This window comes from Methanosarcina sp. DH2 (assembly GCF_020804225.1).
GTDB lineage: Archaea > Halobacteriota > Methanosarcinia > Methanosarcinales > Methanosarcinaceae > Methanosarcina.
This window is the reverse complement of record NZ_WJBI01000010.1, coordinates 152,322-171,896: the sequence shown is the minus strand read 5'-3', so window position 1 is coordinate 171,896 and position 19,575 is coordinate 152,322. Positions and strand designations below refer to the sequence as shown.

The following is a 19,575-nucleotide window of genomic DNA, read 5'->3' as shown; positions in this document are numbered from 1 at the left end:
TGAGCATCTCTATTTTCAATTTCTTCTGCACACAGAAAACCGAAAAGTACATAGATCGAAACGTGAGACGAATTAAAGTGTGTGAATATTCTGAAAAAACGTCAGCTTAATATTGACAGGTTAACTAAGAAATAACAATCTTTCAGTAGAAATGTAAAACGATTAGTTAATTTTATATAACATTGTCAATTTTGTAAAATAAATTCATTTTAAAAATTAAAGAGTCTATCTTAAGGAGTTTTTATGTCTGTAAATACAATGTCTCAACCATTTCAGTGCACCTTATGCGGTCAAAAGTGAGAATTTGTGTTAACTATCGATGTTGGGATGCTAAAATAGTTTTAAGGGGTTTTTCTTGTGTGGCGAATAAAAAGAGCATTATCAATTCTATTTACAGTGGCTCTTGCACTTCAGGCTATTGCTGGCAGTGCGGCAGCTGCAATACTTTATGTTGATGACGATGGGTCTGGAAATTATACAACAATCCAGGATGCAGTTGACGATGCGGCTTCTGGAGATACTATAATAGTTAATCCGGGAACTTATACTGAAGAAATTACCATTTCAGTGCCTGATCTGGTTCTTGCATCAAGTAGTCAATATAATGCCGTAATCAGATCTACAGAGAATGCTTTCAATTTAAAAGCTAATAATATTACAATTAAGAGCTTCAATATAATAGGTACAGGTAGTGCAGGTTACTATGGCATTGCCGACTCTTCTCCCTCCTGTACTATTCAGAATAATAAAATTTCTAATTTTTATATCGGCATTGGAGTTTCTAATGTGGATGGAGGGGGAGGCGGCTCAATCATTAATAATGATATTTTTGATTGCGGTGACGGAGTTTTACTCTTTTCCAGTAGTGTTAATGAAATAAGTGGGAATAGGATTTCAAACTGTGAGACAGGAATAGATATAATAGATTCTTATGGCACTCGATTTTATAATAATAATTTTAACAACACCCGAAATGTACAATCTGCTGCTGATAGTCACTGGAATACTACGAAAAAATCTGGAAAGAACATTATTGGAGGCCCTTATATTGGCGGAAATTACTGGGCAACACCTGCAGGGGATGGCTTCTCTCAGACTCATCTAGACGCTAATGGCGATGGGTTTGCTGAAGTACCATACGAAATGAATGAGGTGAATATTGATTCTTTACCTCTGGTAACTCCCAGGACGGAGCCTGGACCGATACTCCCTGCAGCAAATTTCAAGGCAAATATCACCCAGGGACCTGCTCCTCTTGTTGTCCAATTTACCGACATTTCTCAAAATGCAACATCAAGGAACTGGGACTTTGATAACGATGGAAAAGTGGACTCTACAGCTGAAAGCGAAATTCATGTATATACAGATCCAAGAACTTATACCGTTAATCTCACCGCAATAAACGTGAATGGGACCACTTCAAAAACTGCTGTTATAACTGTGCTGGAAAAAGGAAATGATGTACTTCCTACAGCAGACTTCAGTACAAATGTTTCCAGCGGAATTGCTCCCCTTTCAGTCCTCTTTACTGACCTTTCACAAAACGCAACATCAAGGAGCTGGGAAGTTAACAGTGACGGAATCGAAGACTCAAGTGAAGCAAGCTTTACTTATATATACCCCTCTGCAGGGACTTACACCGCTAAACTGACCGCAATCAATGCAAACGGCACGTATACAAAAACTATGATAATAGCTGTTGAGGAGAAGAGTAGTGGAGGAAGTAGTGGAGGGAGCAGCAGTGGGGGAAGCAGCAGTGGGGGAAGCAGCGGCGGTGGTGGCGGATCCCCTGAGCCTGCAAAGAATGTAGAGGTTAAGGAGCTCTCCCAGGTATTTATCACAAATGGAAAAGCTGTAAAGTTTGACTTCACGAAGAATGCGACCTGTGTTGTGTATATTGGTTTTGATGCAATCAAGAACGTAGGCAAGACCACAACCATTGTTGAACAATTAAARAATAAGTCTGCACTTGTTTCCGAACTGCCTTCCGGGGAAGTMTATAAGTCCTTTAACGTGTGGGTCGGAAACAGCGGGTATGCAACCTCAAAGAACATTGAAAACCCTGTTATTAGTTTCAAGGTTGAAAAGGCCTGGCTACAGGATCAAAAGATAGACAAGTCTTCCATTACCCTTAACAGTTACGAGGAGAAAGTATGGGTGCAGCTGCCAGCCAGCCTGTCAGGAGAAGATGAGAAATACCTGTACTTCACAGCAAAGGTTCCCGGTTATGCGTCCTTTGCAATAACAGGCAAGTCTACCCTGCAGGTTCAGGACGAAAACTCCCAGATTCCTGCCGAAAATAGATCGGCTGGTGCATTTTCCTCTGAAGACAATGGGACTGAGGGAGCTGAGCCAGATGAAAGCAGCAGGAATGGTAGTACCCTTTTAAGCGTCGGGATCGTCATCGGGGCTCTAGTGGTAGCTGGAGTGGTACTGAAGAGCATGAAGAAATGAGACTGGAACGTTTTATAACGTTCCATTTTACATACTTTTTTGTAAGAAATAATTGATTGTAAAGCCTGCTTCTCTGAAGCTTTTCTCCTTTTAGGGAAAGACCACTCTCCTGGATCGAGCGTGACAGCAAAGATCATTGCTATAACCCATAAATTAGTTCTCTTGAGCGTAGTGAAAAAGACGCGTACTCCCGAGGCACAATTCGGGAAGGACAGCAGGATTCAAAGGACCGAGCCTTCATTTTCAGGTTGGCTCATATAAAAAACAACTCTAAAAAAGGCATTGATCTGATAAAAGAGAAATCCAAAAATGTTAAGCTAATTATTTTTAGTGGACCGGTCGGGAATTGAACCCGAGGCCTCTACCATGCCAAGGTAGCGATCTTCCCCTGATCTACCGGCCCATGTTACGTTTTGCTTTGTCAGCACTCCCTCATACACTCAGTATGGTATATAAAACTGTCGCCATACAGGCTCAGCTTCCTGTAAATAAAATTTAGAGTCTGAGAAATTCCGAATATTCGAGCAAAAGTTATAAGTAGTAATTCGAGTATTAGAAGTGTTGTCGGATTGGGACGCTTTCCCTAAAAAAGCCTTTCAACTCCGGTAATTAGAAAAAAACCTGACATCTGGGCCCGTAGCTTAGCCTGGTGGAGCGCACGGCTGATAACCGTGAGGTCCTGCGTTCGAATCGCAGCGGGCCCACCACAATTCAACAATCTCTTTTCAGAGAAACTTTCAGGTTTTCTTAACTGCATTTACATTCATTTCGGGCCCGTAGCTTAGCCTGGTGGAGCGCACGGCTGATAACCGTGAGGTCCTGCGTTCGAATCGCAGCGGGCCCACATATATTTCTTAACTTTTTTCTTTACTTAACTTTTTTCTTTACTCTCTGTTAAATCTACTCTCTTTTGTTTTTACCATAAGATTTTTCTGTGGATCTTATCTGTCGCTCACTGTCTGTTTCTTGCTTATTTCTTCTAGATTCCCCTGATCACTTCTATTTATGAATTTCTTATAGGCGTCCTCATTTTTTACTATCTAGATTTCTCTTTTTTTTCTCTTTTTTGCGGGAAAGGCTGCTCTTCTACGTCGGGAGTAACTGGAACAGTTTCGTAGAGCGAATAACGTTGTACTGTCAAAAATCTATAATTCGATCCGCTTGATCACAGCGAAAAATCCCGAAACGAAACTCGGGCGGCAAAACTCGGGGTTGACAAGAATATCAATAACCGAAGAATATCAATAACCGAAGAATATCAATAACCGAAGAATATCAATAACCGAAGAATATCAATAACCGAAGAATATCAATAACCGAAGAATATCAATAACCGAAGAATATCAATAACCGAAGAATAGCAAACAACAGAAAAGGTGCAGGTAAGGAAAAAATTGAGGGTAGGGGTAATCCCCTTAAGACAGAATGGTTTTAGATAGTATAAGTCGACGCAATTTTTTGTATGGGGGTTTGCACCGGACTCAGGACCATTCCATTCCCTATCATAAATTTCAGGCAATGTGCTTCAGGCGTTCTATATTCCTCAGCACAAGTCTGCTTTCGGCTATGATTTCTTCTTCGATCTTGCTGACAATACGATCCATAGGGACTGTGAGCCTGTACAGTTTGATCGGTCTGCCCTTTCCTTTTGATTTCTTTTCTTCCCGGATGTTTATCCAGTTGTTTTCGCGGAGGTACCGCATTGCAACACTGACTTCCGGCTGTCTCAGGCCAGATACCATTTCAATGCTCTGGGAAGAGATCTCCCTTCCTTTTGCAAGACAGGCAAGGGTAAGAGCAATTGGCCTGCTAACATTAATCTTTCTAAATAATTCTATCATTTCATATTCGCTTGATCCCATGGATATGGGAATCTCTTTCGTTATGTCAGTAGTTTCTATAGCTAAACCACTTTCATCTACCATTAAATCACCCGAAGAACCATTATAGAGTGAATTAATATAAATATTTACTTATGTTTTATTTTTAATATATGTCAATTTATAATTATATTTCATACTGTTACTGTGGTTGACATTTCAGTAAATCCGGCTGATGATTCTGTTTTTATTAAACTGGGCATGGTTAACTTTTCTGGTTCCTCTTCTAAATAAAATCTATTCAGTGCCCTGGCCTTTCTCTCCTTAAATTAATTAATTTAATATGTGGGGGCGAATTCATGAAACTTTTCTATTTAAGTTCCTCTAATAACTACCCTGGCTCCAAAAGAGGTCTAAAAAAGCTTTAATTATTTTTCGAATACTGTTTTTTCTTCGTTCCCTTAAAGAACCATTTTAAATGCAGTTCATAGCACGAAAACTAAGTCCTCTGTAACTTAACTTCAGGATAACTGCATAATGAAATGTATAAATGAATCTACAGGTAGAAAGTAACAAACAAAAAATTATGAGACAAAAGCAATGCACCTAAAGCAGTGAACCTAAAGCAATGTACCTAAAGCAGTGAACCTAAAGCAGTGTACCAAAGCAATCTACTATAAAATAATGTACCTGAATATGTACGTAAAATAAAGTATAATAGTACTGATAAATAATGGACTGGCAATTATAGTGCCAATAATTTACTTGTACAGTCTAATATCAGGTAATTCGAGCAACTAGAATGGGTTGTGGAAGCAATGAGTTGTAGAAACAATGAGTTGTAGAAACAATGATTGTTAGGAACATTGAATAATTGATAACTAGCCAATTCCAAAACTTACAATTACCTCTCTAAATTGTGAATTTTGAGTGATCAATTAGTTTCTAATCACTGAAAATAGTTCTGAAGCTCTTATTGATACGGGAATAAAATTGGTTTGGGATAAGCTCAGAATGAATTTCGGGGTTCAAGCTTGGACCTGAATAAAAAAGAGAAAGTAAAAAGAGAATAAGAAAACTTTAATTTTAGTGCTTAAGTTATGGAAAGGTGTTTCCTGATTATACCATCAGATTTTTAATTTGAGATCGAACTTTTTACATATGAGCATGTAAGAAAAAACTATCATAACCTCAATTTTTTTACTAATTTTTCAAGAAAGGTTTTTTAGACGTTCTATATTCTGAAGTATAGTCCTGCTTTCCTCAATGACGTTTTCTTCTATTGTGTTAATAATTGTTTCCATCTGGACTGTCAGTTTGTAGAGCTTTACAGGTCTGCCTTTGCCATGGTTCTTTTTTTCTTCCCTCATATTTATCCAGTCATTTTCACGAAGGTAGCGCATTGCAATACTGACTTCTGGCTGTCTCAGACCTGACACCATTTCTATACACTGGGAAGAAATCTCTTCTCCTTTTGAGAGACATGCAAGGGTTAAGGCAACTGGTCTGTTGATATTAAGCCTTCTCAAAAGCTCGACCATTTCGTACTCAACCTCTCCCATCTTAAAATCATTGTCTTCTGAAATTAGCCCATTATCTGCCACAACTATCATCTGCCATTTATACCGGTAGAACACCTCATACTAGGCTCCGGTATTATGTTTTATCCAGTATATCAGATCATAGAAACATATTATTCTCAAACGAGTAACTTTGATTAATTCTTTTAAAGATTTTCTTTAATAAATTATCTCAGTCATTATTTTCAAATAAATATTATTTCTTTTCCTTATATATCTCTATCTATATATTTTGGACATGAGAAATACCTGACAAATACCTGTAAGAAAAACCTGCCAAATCTGGTATCTCAGTCGATTTAAATAATAATACTCTCTCCCTATATATAATTATATGCATATAAAAACTTTCTGACAATAGGAGACGCTAAATTTGTTTATGAAATCTATCTAACGACAGAGTAAGGAATAGTCCGGCAATGAGTCCGGCAATGAGTCCGGCAATGAGTCCGGCAACGTGATTTTTCGCAGGGCTTCATTCAGGTATATATAGGATTAAAGCATTTGACATTATACTTTATTCGATACCTGGACACCAACCAGAACATAACTGCAACATCCGGGCATTGAACTATACCTTTCCTTAAAAATCTATCCTAATTTTGCAACAACTTCTTTTAAAATGTCCTTTTTGGGTCAGTTTGTATGCCTTTTCCGGCAAGCCTTAAATACAAATCCCTGAAAGATTTAGTATAATGACTGATGGGACGACTGACGGGCTGGACAAAGCTGCCGTATTTATCTGCCACTGCAGCGGGAATATTTCCGAACATGTTGATATAGATGCGGTGAAAAAGACCCTTAAGGCAGAGGGGATCTCGGTTTTTGATTATGAGTACCTGTGCTCAAGCCAGGGGCAGTCCCTGATAAAAAATAAGATCCTGGAAGGGAACCTGGACAGGGTAGTAATAGGTTCGTGTACTCCTTCCAAGCATGGCACTCTCTTTAAAAAGTGCGTACAGGAAACCGGGTTGAACCGGGGAGGGCTTGAGATTGCAAATCTAAGGGAGCAATGTGCCTGGGTGCATCCTGACAGAACAGGAGCTACTGAAAAAGCTCTTTCCCTCCTGAGAGCCAAGCTAAAACGCCTGGAAAATATCGAGCCGCTGGAAGAGATAAAAGTGGATATTGCTCAGCAGGCCCTTGTGATAGGTGGCGGGATAGCAGGGATTACAGCTGCTCTGAACCTTGCAGATAACGGAATTTCCACTTTCCTTGTTGAGAAAGATTCAAGCATAGGCGGGCAGATGGCGAAAATCGGGAAGATATTTTCACCTGATAAGCTTGCGGAAGAGTGTGCAATGTGCTCTCTCAGCCCTCTTATGAATGAGGTCGCAGCCCACCCGAAAATTTCACTTTTGACCTGGACCGAAATTGAAAGCCTGAGCGGAAGCGCTGGAAACTTTATGGTCAGGCTAAAGAAAAAACCGAGATATGTAAAGGACAGCTGTACAGCATGTGGAAGGTGCAGTCGGGTCTGTCCTGTCCCTGTTGAAGACGAGTTCAACTGCGGATATATGGATAAAAAGGCAATTTCTCTTCGCTTCTCTCAGTCAGTTCCCAAGATCTACTGTATTGATCCCGATTATTGCCTGCAGTTAAACGGGGAAGCCTGTGGAAAGTGCGCAACTGCCTGTAAAACCGGAGCAATTGACTTTTCCCAGAAAGAAGAAATTATTGAACTTAATGTAGGTGCAGTTATTGTTGCCACCGGGTTTGAGGAGTATGACGTATCCCAGAAACCCCAGTACGGTTACGGAATTTTTGAAAACGTGCTGACCCAGATGGAACTTGCAAGAATCATGGGCATCAATGGCCCTACAAAAGGTGAACTTCTCAGGATTTCTGATTTCAGTAAACTCTCTAATGCTCCTAAGTCTGCAACCTGCACTTCAGGGTGTGAAAGTTCCTCTGACCACTCTTCTGATAATTCCTCCGGCGCCGAAACGCCGAAAAGAATAGTGATGATCCAGTGTGTCGGTTCAAGGGACGAAAAAGAGGGGGGAAACCGCTACTGTTCCAGATACTGCTGCATGGCGGCTCTGAAACACGCAAGCCTGATCAAGAAAAAATATCCTGAAACAGAAATCACCATCTGTTATATTGACGTGCGCGCTTTTGGTTTTTACGAAAACTATTACCGTGCAGTTCAGGAGACCGGCGTCAATTTTGTGAGGGGAAGGCCTGCAGAAGTCATTGAAAAGCCGGACAAGAGCCTTGTTGTAAGGGTCGAAGATACCCTTAACCAGAAAATAAGGGAACTTCCTGCTGATCTTGTCGTACTTTCCGCAGCAATGGTCCCTTCTCCGGGGACCAGGAAAATTGCGAGTGTGCTGAACCTGAGCCAGGACGAAAGCGGCTTTATTAAAGAAAGGCACTCCAAGCTAAAACCGGTCGACAGTTCTCTTGACGGGATCTTTGTTTGCGGCACTGCCCAGAGCCCTAAAGATGTTACTGACGCTATTGCCCAGGCCGGACTTGCAGCCGTAAGGGCAAGGGCTTTCATTACGGACAGTCCGAAATCGCTGGATAACGAAATTGCGGCAATAAATCAGTTGCTCTGCACGCGGTGTGGAGAATGCCTTAAGTGTCCTTTCAACGCCCTCTCCTTAAATGAGAGCGGAAGGGTTGTACTTGACCCTCTTATCTGCACAGGCTGCGGATACTGTACCGAGCTCTGCAAGGATGGAGCTGTTCAGGTTGCAGGCTTTACGAAATCCCAGCTAAAAGCTGAGATTGAAGGTGTGCTCGAAGAAGGGGACATGCTTGGCTTTGTAAACAGCGGGATTGCTTCACTTACCTGCGATAATATTGGTAACAGCGTACTCACATATCCTTCAAATGTTAAGTTGATCAAGGTTCCTACTACTCTGGTAGTTGGCAGAGACCTGGTGCTGCACGCCTTCAAGCATGGTGCATCTTCTGTTCTTTTTGTAGAAGATCCGCCTGACAGCCCGAGAGCCGAAGTGATATATCCTCTTACTACCAGCCATTTTAAAAAACTCAAAGAAGAGCTTGGGGATTCAGGAAGCCGGATCTATTTCAAAAAAACCTATGTTCCGAACACGAAAGGGCTTGCAGGAACTTTTACCAGCCTTGCCCGGGAAGGAGAGATGATAAAATGATGTCATACGTAAACGAATACGACACCCCGGAGTGTAAAACTCTTGCAGAGACCGCAAAAAAAAGCATCCGAACCCCTGAATCCATGGGACTTGACCGCTGTATCCAGTGCGGAGCATGCACAGCTTCCTGTCCTGCAGCCCGGTTTACGGACTACAGCCCGCGGCAGATCGTAAAAAAGGTGCTGGAAAATGATCGCAGTGTGCTTGAATCTGAAATGATCTGGTCCTGCTTCTACTGCTACTCCTGCAATGTTCGCTGCCCCAGGAACAATAGTCCTGTAACAATCGTTCAGGTACTGCGGCAGATGGCTATTAATGAAGGGATCGGGATTGAAAAGCTAGCCTATTTCCTTGAGATCGGAGAGTGCCTTGCAGAAAACGGAGCCAGCAAAGTCCCGGGTGCCGGTATCAGGAATATGGAAAAGGACCTTGGAGAGCGCTGGATAGGCATTAAAAGGAATATGGAGCCCATCCGCTCCGAACTTGGGCTCAGCTCCAGGGATTTCAGGGACACCCATGGAGAAGTCCAGGCTATACTTGAGAGCACGGGCTATTTTGAAAGGGAAAAATGGATTAAAGCAAGGATACAGGAAAAAAAAATTCACGGGTTCCTGAAGACAGACCTGAAGACAGACTGCAGTAAAAACGAAAAAAAGAGCGGAGACTTTGGCTTTGAAAGCGATAGAGAGTATACCGGACAGGAAGCTCTTACTGTTTAAGAGCTGCATGGTCGGTCAGGAATACCCCGGGGTTGAAACAGCCACACGTTATGTTTTTGACCGGCTCGGAGTAGATTATTGTATAAACGATGAGCAGTCCTGCTGCACAGGCATAGGGCACTACACCGATGTCTTTGAAGGGCTTACAACAACAGCAATTGCAGCCAGAAACTTTGCAGTCGCCAGGAAGTGCGGCTATCCGAACATTACCTGCCTCTGTTCAACCTGCTATGCCATAAACAAGGAAGCCTGTGAACTCCTTAATACCAATACTGAGGTCCGGGATAAAGTCAATTCCATCTTTATAGAAAAGGGCTTTGACGACCTTGTTTACGAAAAGGGTGATATGAACCCCCGGACGAATTTCTATCATGCAGTCGAGATCCTTCTGAGTAAAGTCGGAAAGATACAGGAAGAGAAGAAGTTCGATTTCTCAGGCATTAGAGCAGCCGCTCATCACGCCTGCCACTATTATAAAGTCAAATACCTCGATGTTGTCGGAAACCCCGAAAACCCTCAGCTTATAGACACGATAGCTGAAGCCTGCGGGGCATCTCCTGTCCGCTGGTACGAAGACCGCACCCTTACCTGCGGAATGGGCTTTTCCCAGCTCCACCTTAACAAAAGCACCTCTCTCCAGGTCACCAAAACCAAACTCGACAGCCTTCAGAGAGCCGGAGTGGAGTTAATGATCCATATGTGCCCGAACTGCCATATCCAGTACGACCGCTACCAGCCTGTAATCGAAAAAGAGTTCGGGGTAGAGTACGACATGGTACACATGAATATTGCCCAGTTCGTAGCTCTCTCACTGGGAGCAGACCCCTACAAAGTATGCGGTTTCCAGACTCACTCCGTGCCTCTGGAAGGTTTTCTTGAAAAGACCGGTATAATCTAAAACCCCGCTTAAAGTTGAACCGGTCACTTTTTTTATTTCGATTTTTTCCAACTAATTTTTTGACTTTGCCGAAAGTTGCTCCTAAATTAGCAAGTCCTACAGGCACTGTGGCTGTAACAGTGTTTGTAGTCGCATCAATTACAGAAGTAGTGTTGTTGCTAACGACAGCAAAACCCGTTTTGGCACTTACTTCTTCCTTAACTTCCATCCACCATACAGGCAGGTCAAGCTTCCCAATAATCCAAAACCTGGAGTAGAGTTATTTTTACTTGATTCATTTCCACCTGAGCTACTGCCATTATCAGATTCTGAATTATTCTTTTTTGAATTATTGAGTTCGACAGTGTTTATTTCTTCAGATGATAAGTTAGTTTCTTCAATTCCTATGTCTTCAGTTGCATTGGATGTTGCCCCTGTACTTTGGGCAGTCATATTGGAATCCTTAAGAGGCACAATTACAATCCCAGTAGGATAGATTCCTGCATTCACCGTAGCCGTAACAGTGTTTGTGGCAGTGTCGATCACTGAGACATTGTCGCTTTCGGCGTTTGTCACATATACCTTATTTCCATCTGGAGTGACTGCAACTCCTAAAGGAGTAATTCCTACAGGAACTGTGGCTGTAACAGTGTTTGTTGCTGTGTCAATTACAGAAACATTGTCGCTTCGTTTATTTGGCACATATGCCTTTTTTCCATCAGAACTGAATGCAACGTCACAGGGACCGTCTCCTACCGGCACAGTGGTTGTAACTGTGTTTGTAGCTGTATCAATTACAGAAACATTGTTGCTGCCTGAATTAGTTACGTACACCTTATTTCCATCAGGACTGATTGCAATATCAGTAGGATGGTCTCCTACAGGTACAGTGTCTGTAACTTTGTTTGTAGTAGCATCAATTACAGAAGTAGTGTTGTTGCGACTGTTTGTAGCATAAATTTTTTTCCCATCTGGTGTGAATGCAACGTTATAAGTACTCAGCCCCACATTAACCCTGCCCACTACACTGTTTGTGGATGTGTCAATTACAGAGACATTGTTGCTGTCATTATCCACCACGCTGTAACGATTTGTCACATAAACCCTTGATCCTGTCGGATCGACTGCAACTCCCCGAGGATAACCTCCTACATCCACCACAGCTTCAACCGTATTTGTCGCAGTGTCAATTACAGAGACAGTGGTGCTTGTGCCTGACAAGTCCGCCACATACACCTTTGTTCCTGCAGGGTTGATTGCAACTCCAAAGGGCCAGCCTTCTACAGGTACCACGGCTGTAAGATTGTTAGTAGTTGTATCAATTACAAAGACAGTTCCAGTGTCGACTCCCAGACTCGTCACATATGCAAATGGAGCTGCACCTGCTACGCCCGTCAGTATTAAAATTGCAAGTGCAGTTATTCCCAAAGCTCTTATGAGGGTATCTTTTCTGCGTGCTTTATTAGACATTGCTACAGGTGGGAGTGAAATCGAAAAAGTGTCAATCGGTATTGTTGATATAATTTTACTTTTCATCTTTTTTCGCCAAGCAGTATATTTCTTTCATGCCAGTGCTATTATCAAAAGATTTGGACTTTGGATATTTTTCTAAAACTTTCATTAATTTAAGTCAATTTCAAGATAAAACAAACGAGTCACAAGACGAAATAATTTTCAGGGTAAAAACATTTTTTACTGTCTTATTAGTATTTTGTCTCTTGATTTTAACAAATATATTAAAAAGTAGTGAGAATTTCGATAAACCCCACTTTTTGGTTGATTATCTATAAAATGTATAAATACAGCCTTTGAAGCTAGAAGTTTATCGAAATCTCTGAGAAATTTTAGCGTACATATATGCGTTTAGTTTCTTGACTGGAGCCTAATTCAATTTTTGGAGTACCATTCGACCCAACAGGCAATGGATCATTAATATATATAGAAATATCCGTTTTGAATAAGGTATCCTTGGCAAACTCGATAATGGCCGGGAATTATACTGTAATAAGGTCTATCATTGTCAATCTCTGTAACAACTTCCGCATTAGTCAAACTAGTATCTAAAGATCCCGTTTTTCCCCATTTGTCTTCAGCCCATTCTATCATTTCAGAAGGGTTGAGTCCAGCAGGGTCGTCGTCAGGACCGAAGAAATAGTCAAAGATGTACGTTTGGCTCGGGGTCGGATATCCATAGTACAGAGAAATCATTTGGATAGATGCTTCACCACAAAAAATATTGGTTTCTTGTCCACGAAGGGGAACACCAAGTGTTACACTTGTTGAAGCCATTACTGCTGCATCGCCACGAAGTTTTTTAATATTATCTTCAGTGACTGTAACATTAATATTGACCCCCTTATTCGCCGCTTCTTGCTCTATAGATTTTGTGAGTTGATCACTTTTCTCCCATTCCTTTAAATTCTCTTCCACTCCACTCTTCAATTTCATCTCATACATTGACCAAACACCAGGCTCGGTTTCAGTTACAGGTTTGTCTTGTACTTCATCAAGGGTGTATGCATCTACAAATATCCGATGTTCAACTCCAGTGGTCTTGTCTTTTACTAAGGTCATTGCCCCTATACTTGGATACCTGTATACAACCATTTTAGTTGATTCGATTTCTCCGGTCGGGTAATTTTTCTTGGCGATTTCTTTTGACTTTTTCATGGCTTCAGCTGCTTTATAGGGTTCAGGATCAAATGTAATGTCGTTGAATGAGTTCCCCAGCGTTTTATTGGCATAAATGTCAATTGTACCTATCAATTTTTTTTCTTTGTATACTGAGAATTGATAAAATAATTTCTGACCATTTATGTCATAAAGCTCAACCGGTTTGGAATCAATAGATGCTCCTGTCCAGTTTTCAAAGCCTGGTGCATCGGCTGCTATAAAACTTATCATGTCCGCATTGGCATGCTTAAAGGCTTCCTCAGCAGTTACAGAATAATCTTTTTCTTCTTGTGCACTTACTGCCGGTATTAACACCATACCAACCAGCAGTGTTGTTAAAACAAGTATACCTACTCCAATTTTATTATGGTTCATTACTTTATCTCCTGTGTATCTTATACCCAGGAGGCAGAATCAGACAAGCTAAGCCTTAAATACAGACAAAGCTAACATAACTCATGCCTTCAAGGCGTGTTTTGTGGAGTTCGACCGGTACCTGGAAAGCACTTCTGAACTCCATAAATCCTTCTTATCTAACTCCTTATAAGTTTTCTGTGTAAATTCTCAAACAATTCGATTTTCGAACTGATTTTGAGTCTGTAATTGCCTGTAATAGTTCCTTGACCTTGACAGTTTGATGATTTGGCCAGAAATTATATATTGTCTCATTATATATTCAAGTACTTCTCTATAAACTTTCCAATTCCACTGTATATTCGCATATATTGATATTTATTTAAACGTTACAGTCTTGCCGCATAAAATCAGTGTTTGTATCTTATGTGAGCCTGTATATGCCAGAAACCTCCTAATTTTTGGCATATCTAGTTAAAAATTAGGTAACCTATATTTTAGACAATTATGACAAAATATCGCTCACACCCTCACCTGCGGAATTGGTTTTTTCCCAGTTCCACCTTAACAAAAACACCTCTCTCCAGGTAACCAAAACCAAGCTAGACAGCCTTCAGAGAAACGGAGTGGAGTTAATGATCCATATGTGCCCGAATTGTCATATCCAGTACGACCGCTACCAGCCTGTAATTGAAAAAGAGTATGGGGTAAAATACGATATGGTGCACATGAATATTGCCTAGTTCGTAGCTCTCTCACTGGGAGCAGACCCCTACAAAGTATGCGGTTTTTAGACTCACTCCGTGCCTCTGGAAGGTTTTCTTGAAAAGGCCGGTTTAATATAAAATCCCGTTTTAAAGTTCAACCGGTCATCTTTTTTATTACATCGGGAGTGAAGAGGTCACGGTTTGAAGCGTTTTTAAAAACATGTATCTAAGTTACTGATTATAAATGTAGTCAATAGATACAGTAAAAATACTTTCATTATTTTCAAGCTCGTTGTTAGCTGGCGTTCTAATCTCACTTAGTGGGTTTGTAAACAATCCCAAAAGCGCTACGAGAGTTAGAAATACAATAAAAATAGTGATTACCTTGCCGATTTTACTCATGCCAACACCTATAAAATGAGGGGAGCGTAAATCCCACTTATATACGGTTGATTTTTGAATCAGAGACTTCAATTATTTTTATTTCGAACCAGAATCTAAATGCATATACTTTTCCAACGACTTTTGCTTATCCAATCCACTGTAACTTCTTTTTGAACTTCCACTCCCATATTGGCAAGCCAAGCTTCCCAATGACGAAGCTTGGAGTATTACCCTACAATATCATCCAGACCTACAATCAAAACTTTCTCATTTGTTTCGAGTTCATTTTTTATTCTGATTGCATCCCTCTCCAGAATACAATTCTCTCCAACAACCCAGGGCGCTGACCCATCTCCAAACTGGATATAACACACAACAGCCTTTTTCAACTGAAGGTTATTTTTTTCCAGCATTGCGAGAACATTTTCATCTGGAACAAATTCTTCAGATAACATAATTATGTTATAATTTCCTTTTTTGATTTCAACTACAGAAGTCCAGTTTTCATCTTTCCTTAATTCATATATTTTATCTTCATCAACTTCTATGTAGTACATTCCTCGCCCAATATTAGAATTATAGTCTATGGTATAATTCACGGGTATGTCGTAATTTTCAAGAATGGCTTTAACTTCCGCCTCACTAGTTTCATTTTCAAATTGAATAAGTAAACCAGGTGTTTTAACTTCTTGAGATTGCATCATCAGTGCTAAGAAGGTTAGAAGAGCAATAAAAACAACTACTACTTTGCTAATTTTATTCACATCAATCACCGAAAAAAATGAGGAGTTTTAACTCCTCACATATATACGTTTATTTTCAGAACCGAATGCTTCCCAATAAGGTACACAGAAATATATGGGATTAGGATCACCTATACGCAAATATTCATTCGAACCACTTATTTTGTATCCACGACACATTCGAACATGACCTGGAACTCCACTCGCGAAGGGTCCACCATTGTTAATTTCATTCATAGCTCCAGCAAAAGATACAGTGTCTGTACTGAATGAATCAGGTTTATTCATTCCGTTGCTTGAACAATAATAAAGTAACTGATTGGGAGAAGTAACCCCATTAGGAGCTACCCCATTCATCATTTCATATATAGTAGTTTGGTGAGGACTTTCATCATTGTAATATTTAGTAAGCATTTTGGCAGTTGCTGGAGCACAGTAGTAGCTCGTTATTTGCGCATATACAGTAGCACCGAGATCTACTTCAACATCGGTTCTCGATTTTGTTATATCGGCACTGAGTTTTTTAATATTTTCTTCAGTGACTGCCGCATTAATACTAACTCCCTTAGTAGCTGCTGCTTGTTCTATAGATTTAACAAGTTCATCACTTTTTTGCCAGTGTCTTAGGTTGTTGTCTATCCCATTCTTCAATCTCTGTTCATATATTGACCATATTCCGGGTTCAGTTTCAGTTGCAGGTTTATCTTCTACTTTTTCAAGAGTGTATGCATCCACAAATATCCGATGTTCAACTCCTGTAGTCTTGTCCTTTACTATAGTCATTGCTCCTACGATAGGATAATCGTATACAACCATCTGTGTTGATTTGATTTCCCCCTCAGGGTATTCATTTTTAGGACTCGTTACGAAATAACCTAGGTAACGCATAATTATGTTAGAAGTTAATCGAGCTGCTTGCTTGTGGAAATGGTTGAGGACAGTCTAAAAAGTTACCTATGTTATTTCGCGGTGGGTCCTTAGTGGGTTTGTAAACAATCCCAAAAGCACTACGAGAGTTAGAAATACAATAAAAATAGTTATTTCCTTGCTGATTTTCATACCAACACCTAAAAAAGATGTGAGGTTTTAATCCCTTTTATATATGGTTAATTTCAGAATTAATGGTTTACAAATGCTTGTGTATCAATCCGGATAGGAAATGAACAAATGTCGCCAAGGACTTTTGAATATCCGATCCCTCCGATCCCCCTGTTACTTCTTTCTGAACTTCCATCCACCGTACAGGCCGGCCAAGCCTCCCAATAACCCGAATCCTGGAGTAGAACTATTTTTGCTCGATTCATTTTCACCTGAGCTACTACCGTTACCCGATTCAGAATTATTATTGTTTGAACTACTGAGTTTGAGAGCGTTTTTTTCTTCAGATGATAAGTTAGTTTCTTCAACTCCTGAATTTTCAGTTGAACTGGAGTTTGTCCCTGTACTTTGACCAGTCGTATTAGAATCTATAAAATGGCCAAAAGCAACTCCTGATGGATGATATCCTACATTTACAATGGCTATAACATTATTTGTGGCTACGTCAATTACGGAGAGGTTATTGCTGTCATAATTCGCCACATATACTTTTGTTCCATCTGGATCGACTGCAACTCCATTTGGATGAGTTCCTACAGAAATTGTAGTTGTAACATCATTAGTTGCTGTGTCAATTACGGAAACCGAATCATCTTCCCAGTTCGTTACGTATACCCTTTTTCCATTCGGAGTGACTGCAACTCTACCAGGACGATTCCCCACAGAAATTGTAGTTGTAACATTATTAGTTGCTGTGTCAATTACAGAGACATTATTACTGCGAGCGTTCAACACATAAACTTTTGTTCCATCTGGAGTGACTGCAACTCCAATCGGAAAATTTCCTACATTTACAGTGGCTATAATATTGTTTGTAGCCGTGTTAATTACAGAAGTAGTGTTGCTGCGACGGTTCGTGACATATAGTTTCGTTCCATCTGGATTGATAGCCACTGCCCAAGGATCAGTTCCAACATTTAAAGTATCTATCACACTGTTTGTGGCTGTACTAATTACTGAGACAGTGTTACTGTCACGGATCGCCACATATGCCCTCGTTCCTGTCGGGTTAATGGCAACTCCACAAGAACTTCCTCCTACATCCACTGTGGCACTTCGTGTATTTGTTTCTGTGTTAATTACAGAGACAGTAGTGCTACCTATACTTGAATCTGTCACATATATTTTCGTTCCATCTGGTGTGGCTGCAACTTTGCCAGGGTAGCCTTCAATCTCCACCATGGTTGTAAGATTATTAGTTTTTGTGTCAATTACAAAGACAGTGCCAATGTTGATGTTTTTCCCCGGACTTGTCACATATGCAAATGGAGCTGCATATGTGATATTCGCCTTTACTATAAGTGCAAGCGCCATTATTACAAAAGCTTTTATAAGGATACGCTGACATGCTTTATCACATATTATTTCTTTCATTTTAGCCTCCCTTTTATAGACTCTTACAGTTGAGATAATTTCAGGATGGAATAACTTTATTTATAAATTAAATTTTATATTTCGGAACACATCTATTTTTTGCTTTTTAAGTATCTTTGTCAATTTTGGCAAAACTTCAACTTAAACAAATATATGAAGTGCCCTTCCTGTATATCATTTCTACAGAGGAAGAAAAGTTCTATGAATTTCCATAGAGCATTATTTCACAGAAGGAGGTAAGAGTAAATTTATAATTTTAGCACAATATTATTTTTGGAATAGGATCTAATAATTAAAGGAGTTCGATAAACTCCACTCTTTGGCTTTTATATATACATATAATCAACCATTGGAACCAAGGTTTATCGAACTCCCGAGGAATTTTACCTCACATATACACGTCCAACTTCTGGGCCACCGTAAGTGCATTCATATCTTACTTGACCGGATGACCCAACAGGCCACGGATCATTAATATGCAAATGGAAATACCCATCTTGATATAGGTATCCTCGACAAAGTCGACAATGTCCAGAAATCATACTGAAAAAAGGTCTTCCGTTGTCAATCTCGGTAACAGCGTCAATATTATAAAGTGCGGAAGTCCTGACAGTTGGCGTTTTATCCCATTTATCTTCAACCCATTCCTCAATGTCATCATATGAGAGCCCATCATCGGGTACCCCATCCAAATAGTTGTAGATAGACGTTTGTGAAGGGGCAGGGTTCGGGTCATTAAAGTACATACAAAGCATTCGGATACTAGTTGGAACACAGTAGTATTCAGTTTCTTGTCCAAGATGGGGAACATAAATGTCTCCACTTGTTATAGATTTTATCGCTGCATCGCCACTGAGTTTTTCAATATTTTCTTCCGTGACTGCCGCATTAATATTAACTCCTTTATTAGTCGCTGCTTGTTCAATAGATTCTGTGAATTGACTACTTTTCTCCCACTCTTTTAAATTCTCTTCCACTCCACTCTTCAATTTCATCTCATACATTGACCAAACACCAGGCTCGGTTTCAGTTACAGGTTTGTCTTGTACTTCATCAAGGGTGTATGCATCTACAAATATCCGATGTTCAACTCCTGACTTGTCCTTTACCGCAGTCATCGCCCCTATTTTAGGATAACTGTATACAACCATTTTAGTTGATTTTATTTCTCCGGTCGGGTAATTTTTTTTGGCAATTTCTTTTGACTTCTTCATGGCTTCAGCTACTTTATAGGGTTCAGGATCAAACGTAATGTCGTTGAATGAATGTCCCAGCGTTTTATTGGCATAAATATCAATTGTACCTATCAATTTTTTTTCTTTGTATACTGAGAATTGATAAAATAATTTCTGACCATTTATGTCGTAAAGCTCAACCGGTTTGGGATCAACAGATGCCCCTGTCCAGTTTTCAAAGCCTGGTGCATCGGCTGCTATGAAACTTATCATGTTCGCACTGGCATGCTTAAAAGCTTCCTCAGCAGTTACAGAATAATCTTTTTCTTCTTGTGCACTTACTGCCGGTATTAACACCATACCAACCAGCAGTGTTGTTAAAACAAGTATACCTACTCCAATTTTATTATGGTTCATTACTTTATCTCCTGTGTATCTTATACCCAGGAGATAAAGTAATGAACCATAATAAAATTGGAGTAGGTATACTTG

Annotated in this window: 13 protein-coding genes, 3 tRNA genes and 1 pseudogene; 7 read left to right on the top strand and 10 right to left on the bottom strand. The window is 40.2% G+C overall.

Annotated features, from left to right (window positions below):
* Positions 1 to 357 precede the first annotated feature (357 nt).
* Positions 358 to 2,454, top strand: coding sequence for a PGF-pre-PGF domain-containing protein (locus FXV91_RS12405; RefSeq protein ID WP_229390903.1), 2,097 nt, complete (start codon positions 358 to 360; stop codon positions 2,452 to 2,454).
* 331 nt (positions 2,455 to 2,785) lie between these two features.
* On the opposite strand, the gene FXV91_RS12400 is transcribed toward FXV91_RS12405, so the two are convergent.
* Positions 2,786 to 2,857 (bottom strand) — tRNA-Ala (locus tag FXV91_RS12400).
* 227 nt (positions 2,858 to 3,084) lie between these two features.
* Here FXV91_RS12400 and FXV91_RS12395 point away from each other — a divergent pair.
* Both FXV91_RS12395 and FXV91_RS12390 read left to right on the top strand, forming a co-directional pair.
* Positions 3,085 to 3,161, top strand: a tRNA-Ile gene (locus FXV91_RS12395).
* A gap of 63 nt (positions 3,162 to 3,224) precedes the next feature.
* Positions 3,225 to 3,298, top strand: a tRNA-Ile gene (locus FXV91_RS12390).
* 667 nt (positions 3,299 to 3,965) lie between these two features.
* Here the strand turns inward: FXV91_RS12390 and FXV91_RS12385 are convergent.
* Positions 3,966 to 4,379, bottom strand: a complete 414-nt coding sequence (locus FXV91_RS12385) for a transcriptional regulator (RefSeq protein WP_229390902.1) — start codon at positions 4,377 to 4,379, stop codon at positions 3,966 to 3,968.
* Between the two features lie 1,106 nt (positions 4,380 to 5,485).
* Complete coding sequence (locus tag FXV91_RS12380; protein WP_229390957.1) at positions 5,486 to 5,887, bottom strand: transcriptional regulator; 402 nt, start codon at positions 5,885 to 5,887, stop codon at positions 5,486 to 5,488.
* A 662-nt stretch (positions 5,888 to 6,549) separates the two neighbouring features.
* Here FXV91_RS12380 and hdrA point away from each other — a divergent pair.
* The 3 genes from hdrA to hdrB are packed head-to-tail and all read left to right on the top strand — an operon-like array spanning position 6,550 to position 10,596.
* On the top strand, positions 6,550 to 8,979 hold the full coding sequence (gene hdrA / locus FXV91_RS12375) for a ferredoxin:CoB-CoM heterodisulfide reductase subunit HdrA (protein WP_229390901.1): 2,430 nt from the start codon (positions 6,550 to 6,552) through the stop codon (positions 8,977 to 8,979).
* Complete coding sequence (hdrC, locus tag FXV91_RS12370; RefSeq protein WP_229390900.1) at positions 8,976 to 9,698, top strand: ferredoxin:CoB-CoM heterodisulfide reductase subunit HdrC; 723 nt, start codon at positions 8,976 to 8,978, stop codon at positions 9,696 to 9,698. The genes hdrA and hdrC overlap by 4 nt, the downstream gene beginning before the upstream one ends.
* Entirely contained in the window at positions 9,652 to 10,596 is a 945-nt protein-coding gene (hdrB, locus tag FXV91_RS12365; RefSeq protein WP_229390899.1) for a ferredoxin:CoB-CoM heterodisulfide reductase subunit HdrB, read from the top strand. Before hdrC ends, hdrB begins: the two co-directional genes overlap by 47 nt.
* Before the next feature lie 98 nt (positions 10,597 to 10,694).
* Here hdrB and FXV91_RS12360 read toward each other — a convergent pair.
* The 3 genes and pseudogenes from FXV91_RS12360 to FXV91_RS12350 form a co-directional block, all read right to left on the bottom strand.
* Positions 10,695 to 10,804 (bottom strand): annotated as a pseudogene (locus tag FXV91_RS12360) (hypothetical protein); the annotation flags it as partial.
* The gene (locus FXV91_RS12355; RefSeq protein ID WP_229390898.1) at positions 10,783 to 12,111 is read right to left on the bottom strand and encodes a YncE family protein; all 1,329 of its coding nucleotides are present in this window, start codon (positions 12,109 to 12,111) and stop codon (positions 10,783 to 10,785) included. The gene FXV91_RS12355 and the pseudogene FXV91_RS12360, both read right to left, overlap by 22 nt.
* 393 nt (positions 12,112 to 12,504) lie before the next feature.
* On the bottom strand, positions 12,505 to 13,623 hold the full coding sequence (locus FXV91_RS12350) for a C39 family peptidase (RefSeq protein ID WP_229390897.1): 1,119 nt from the start codon (positions 13,621 to 13,623) through the stop codon (positions 12,505 to 12,507).
* Positions 13,624 to 14,144: 521 nt separating this feature from the next.
* Here FXV91_RS12350 and FXV91_RS12345 point away from each other — a divergent pair.
* Entirely contained in the window at positions 14,145 to 14,345 is a 201-nt protein-coding gene (locus FXV91_RS12345; protein WP_229390896.1) for a heterodisulfide reductase-related iron-sulfur binding cluster, read from the top strand.
* A gap of 575 nt (positions 14,346 to 14,920) precedes the next feature.
* Here the strand turns inward: FXV91_RS12345 and FXV91_RS12340 are convergent.
* From FXV91_RS12340 to FXV91_RS12325, 4 genes are all read right to left on the bottom strand, one after another.
* A complete protein-coding gene (locus FXV91_RS12340) occupies positions 14,921 to 15,457 on the bottom strand; it encodes a UPF0228 family protein (protein ID WP_011024107.1) in 537 nt (178 codons plus the stop codon).
* Between the two features lie 27 nt (positions 15,458 to 15,484).
* Positions 15,485 to 16,252, bottom strand: coding sequence for a C39 family peptidase (locus FXV91_RS12335; protein WP_229390895.1), 768 nt, complete (start codon positions 16,250 to 16,252; stop codon positions 15,485 to 15,487).
* A gap of 396 nt (positions 16,253 to 16,648) precedes the next feature.
* Complete coding sequence (locus FXV91_RS12330) at positions 16,649 to 17,908, bottom strand: YncE family protein (RefSeq protein WP_011032348.1); 1,260 nt, start codon at positions 17,906 to 17,908, stop codon at positions 16,649 to 16,651.
* Between the two features lie 383 nt (positions 17,909 to 18,291).
* The coding region (locus tag FXV91_RS12325; protein WP_229390894.1) for a C39 family peptidase at positions 18,292 to 19,575 on the bottom strand (1,284 nt) is incomplete at its 5' end.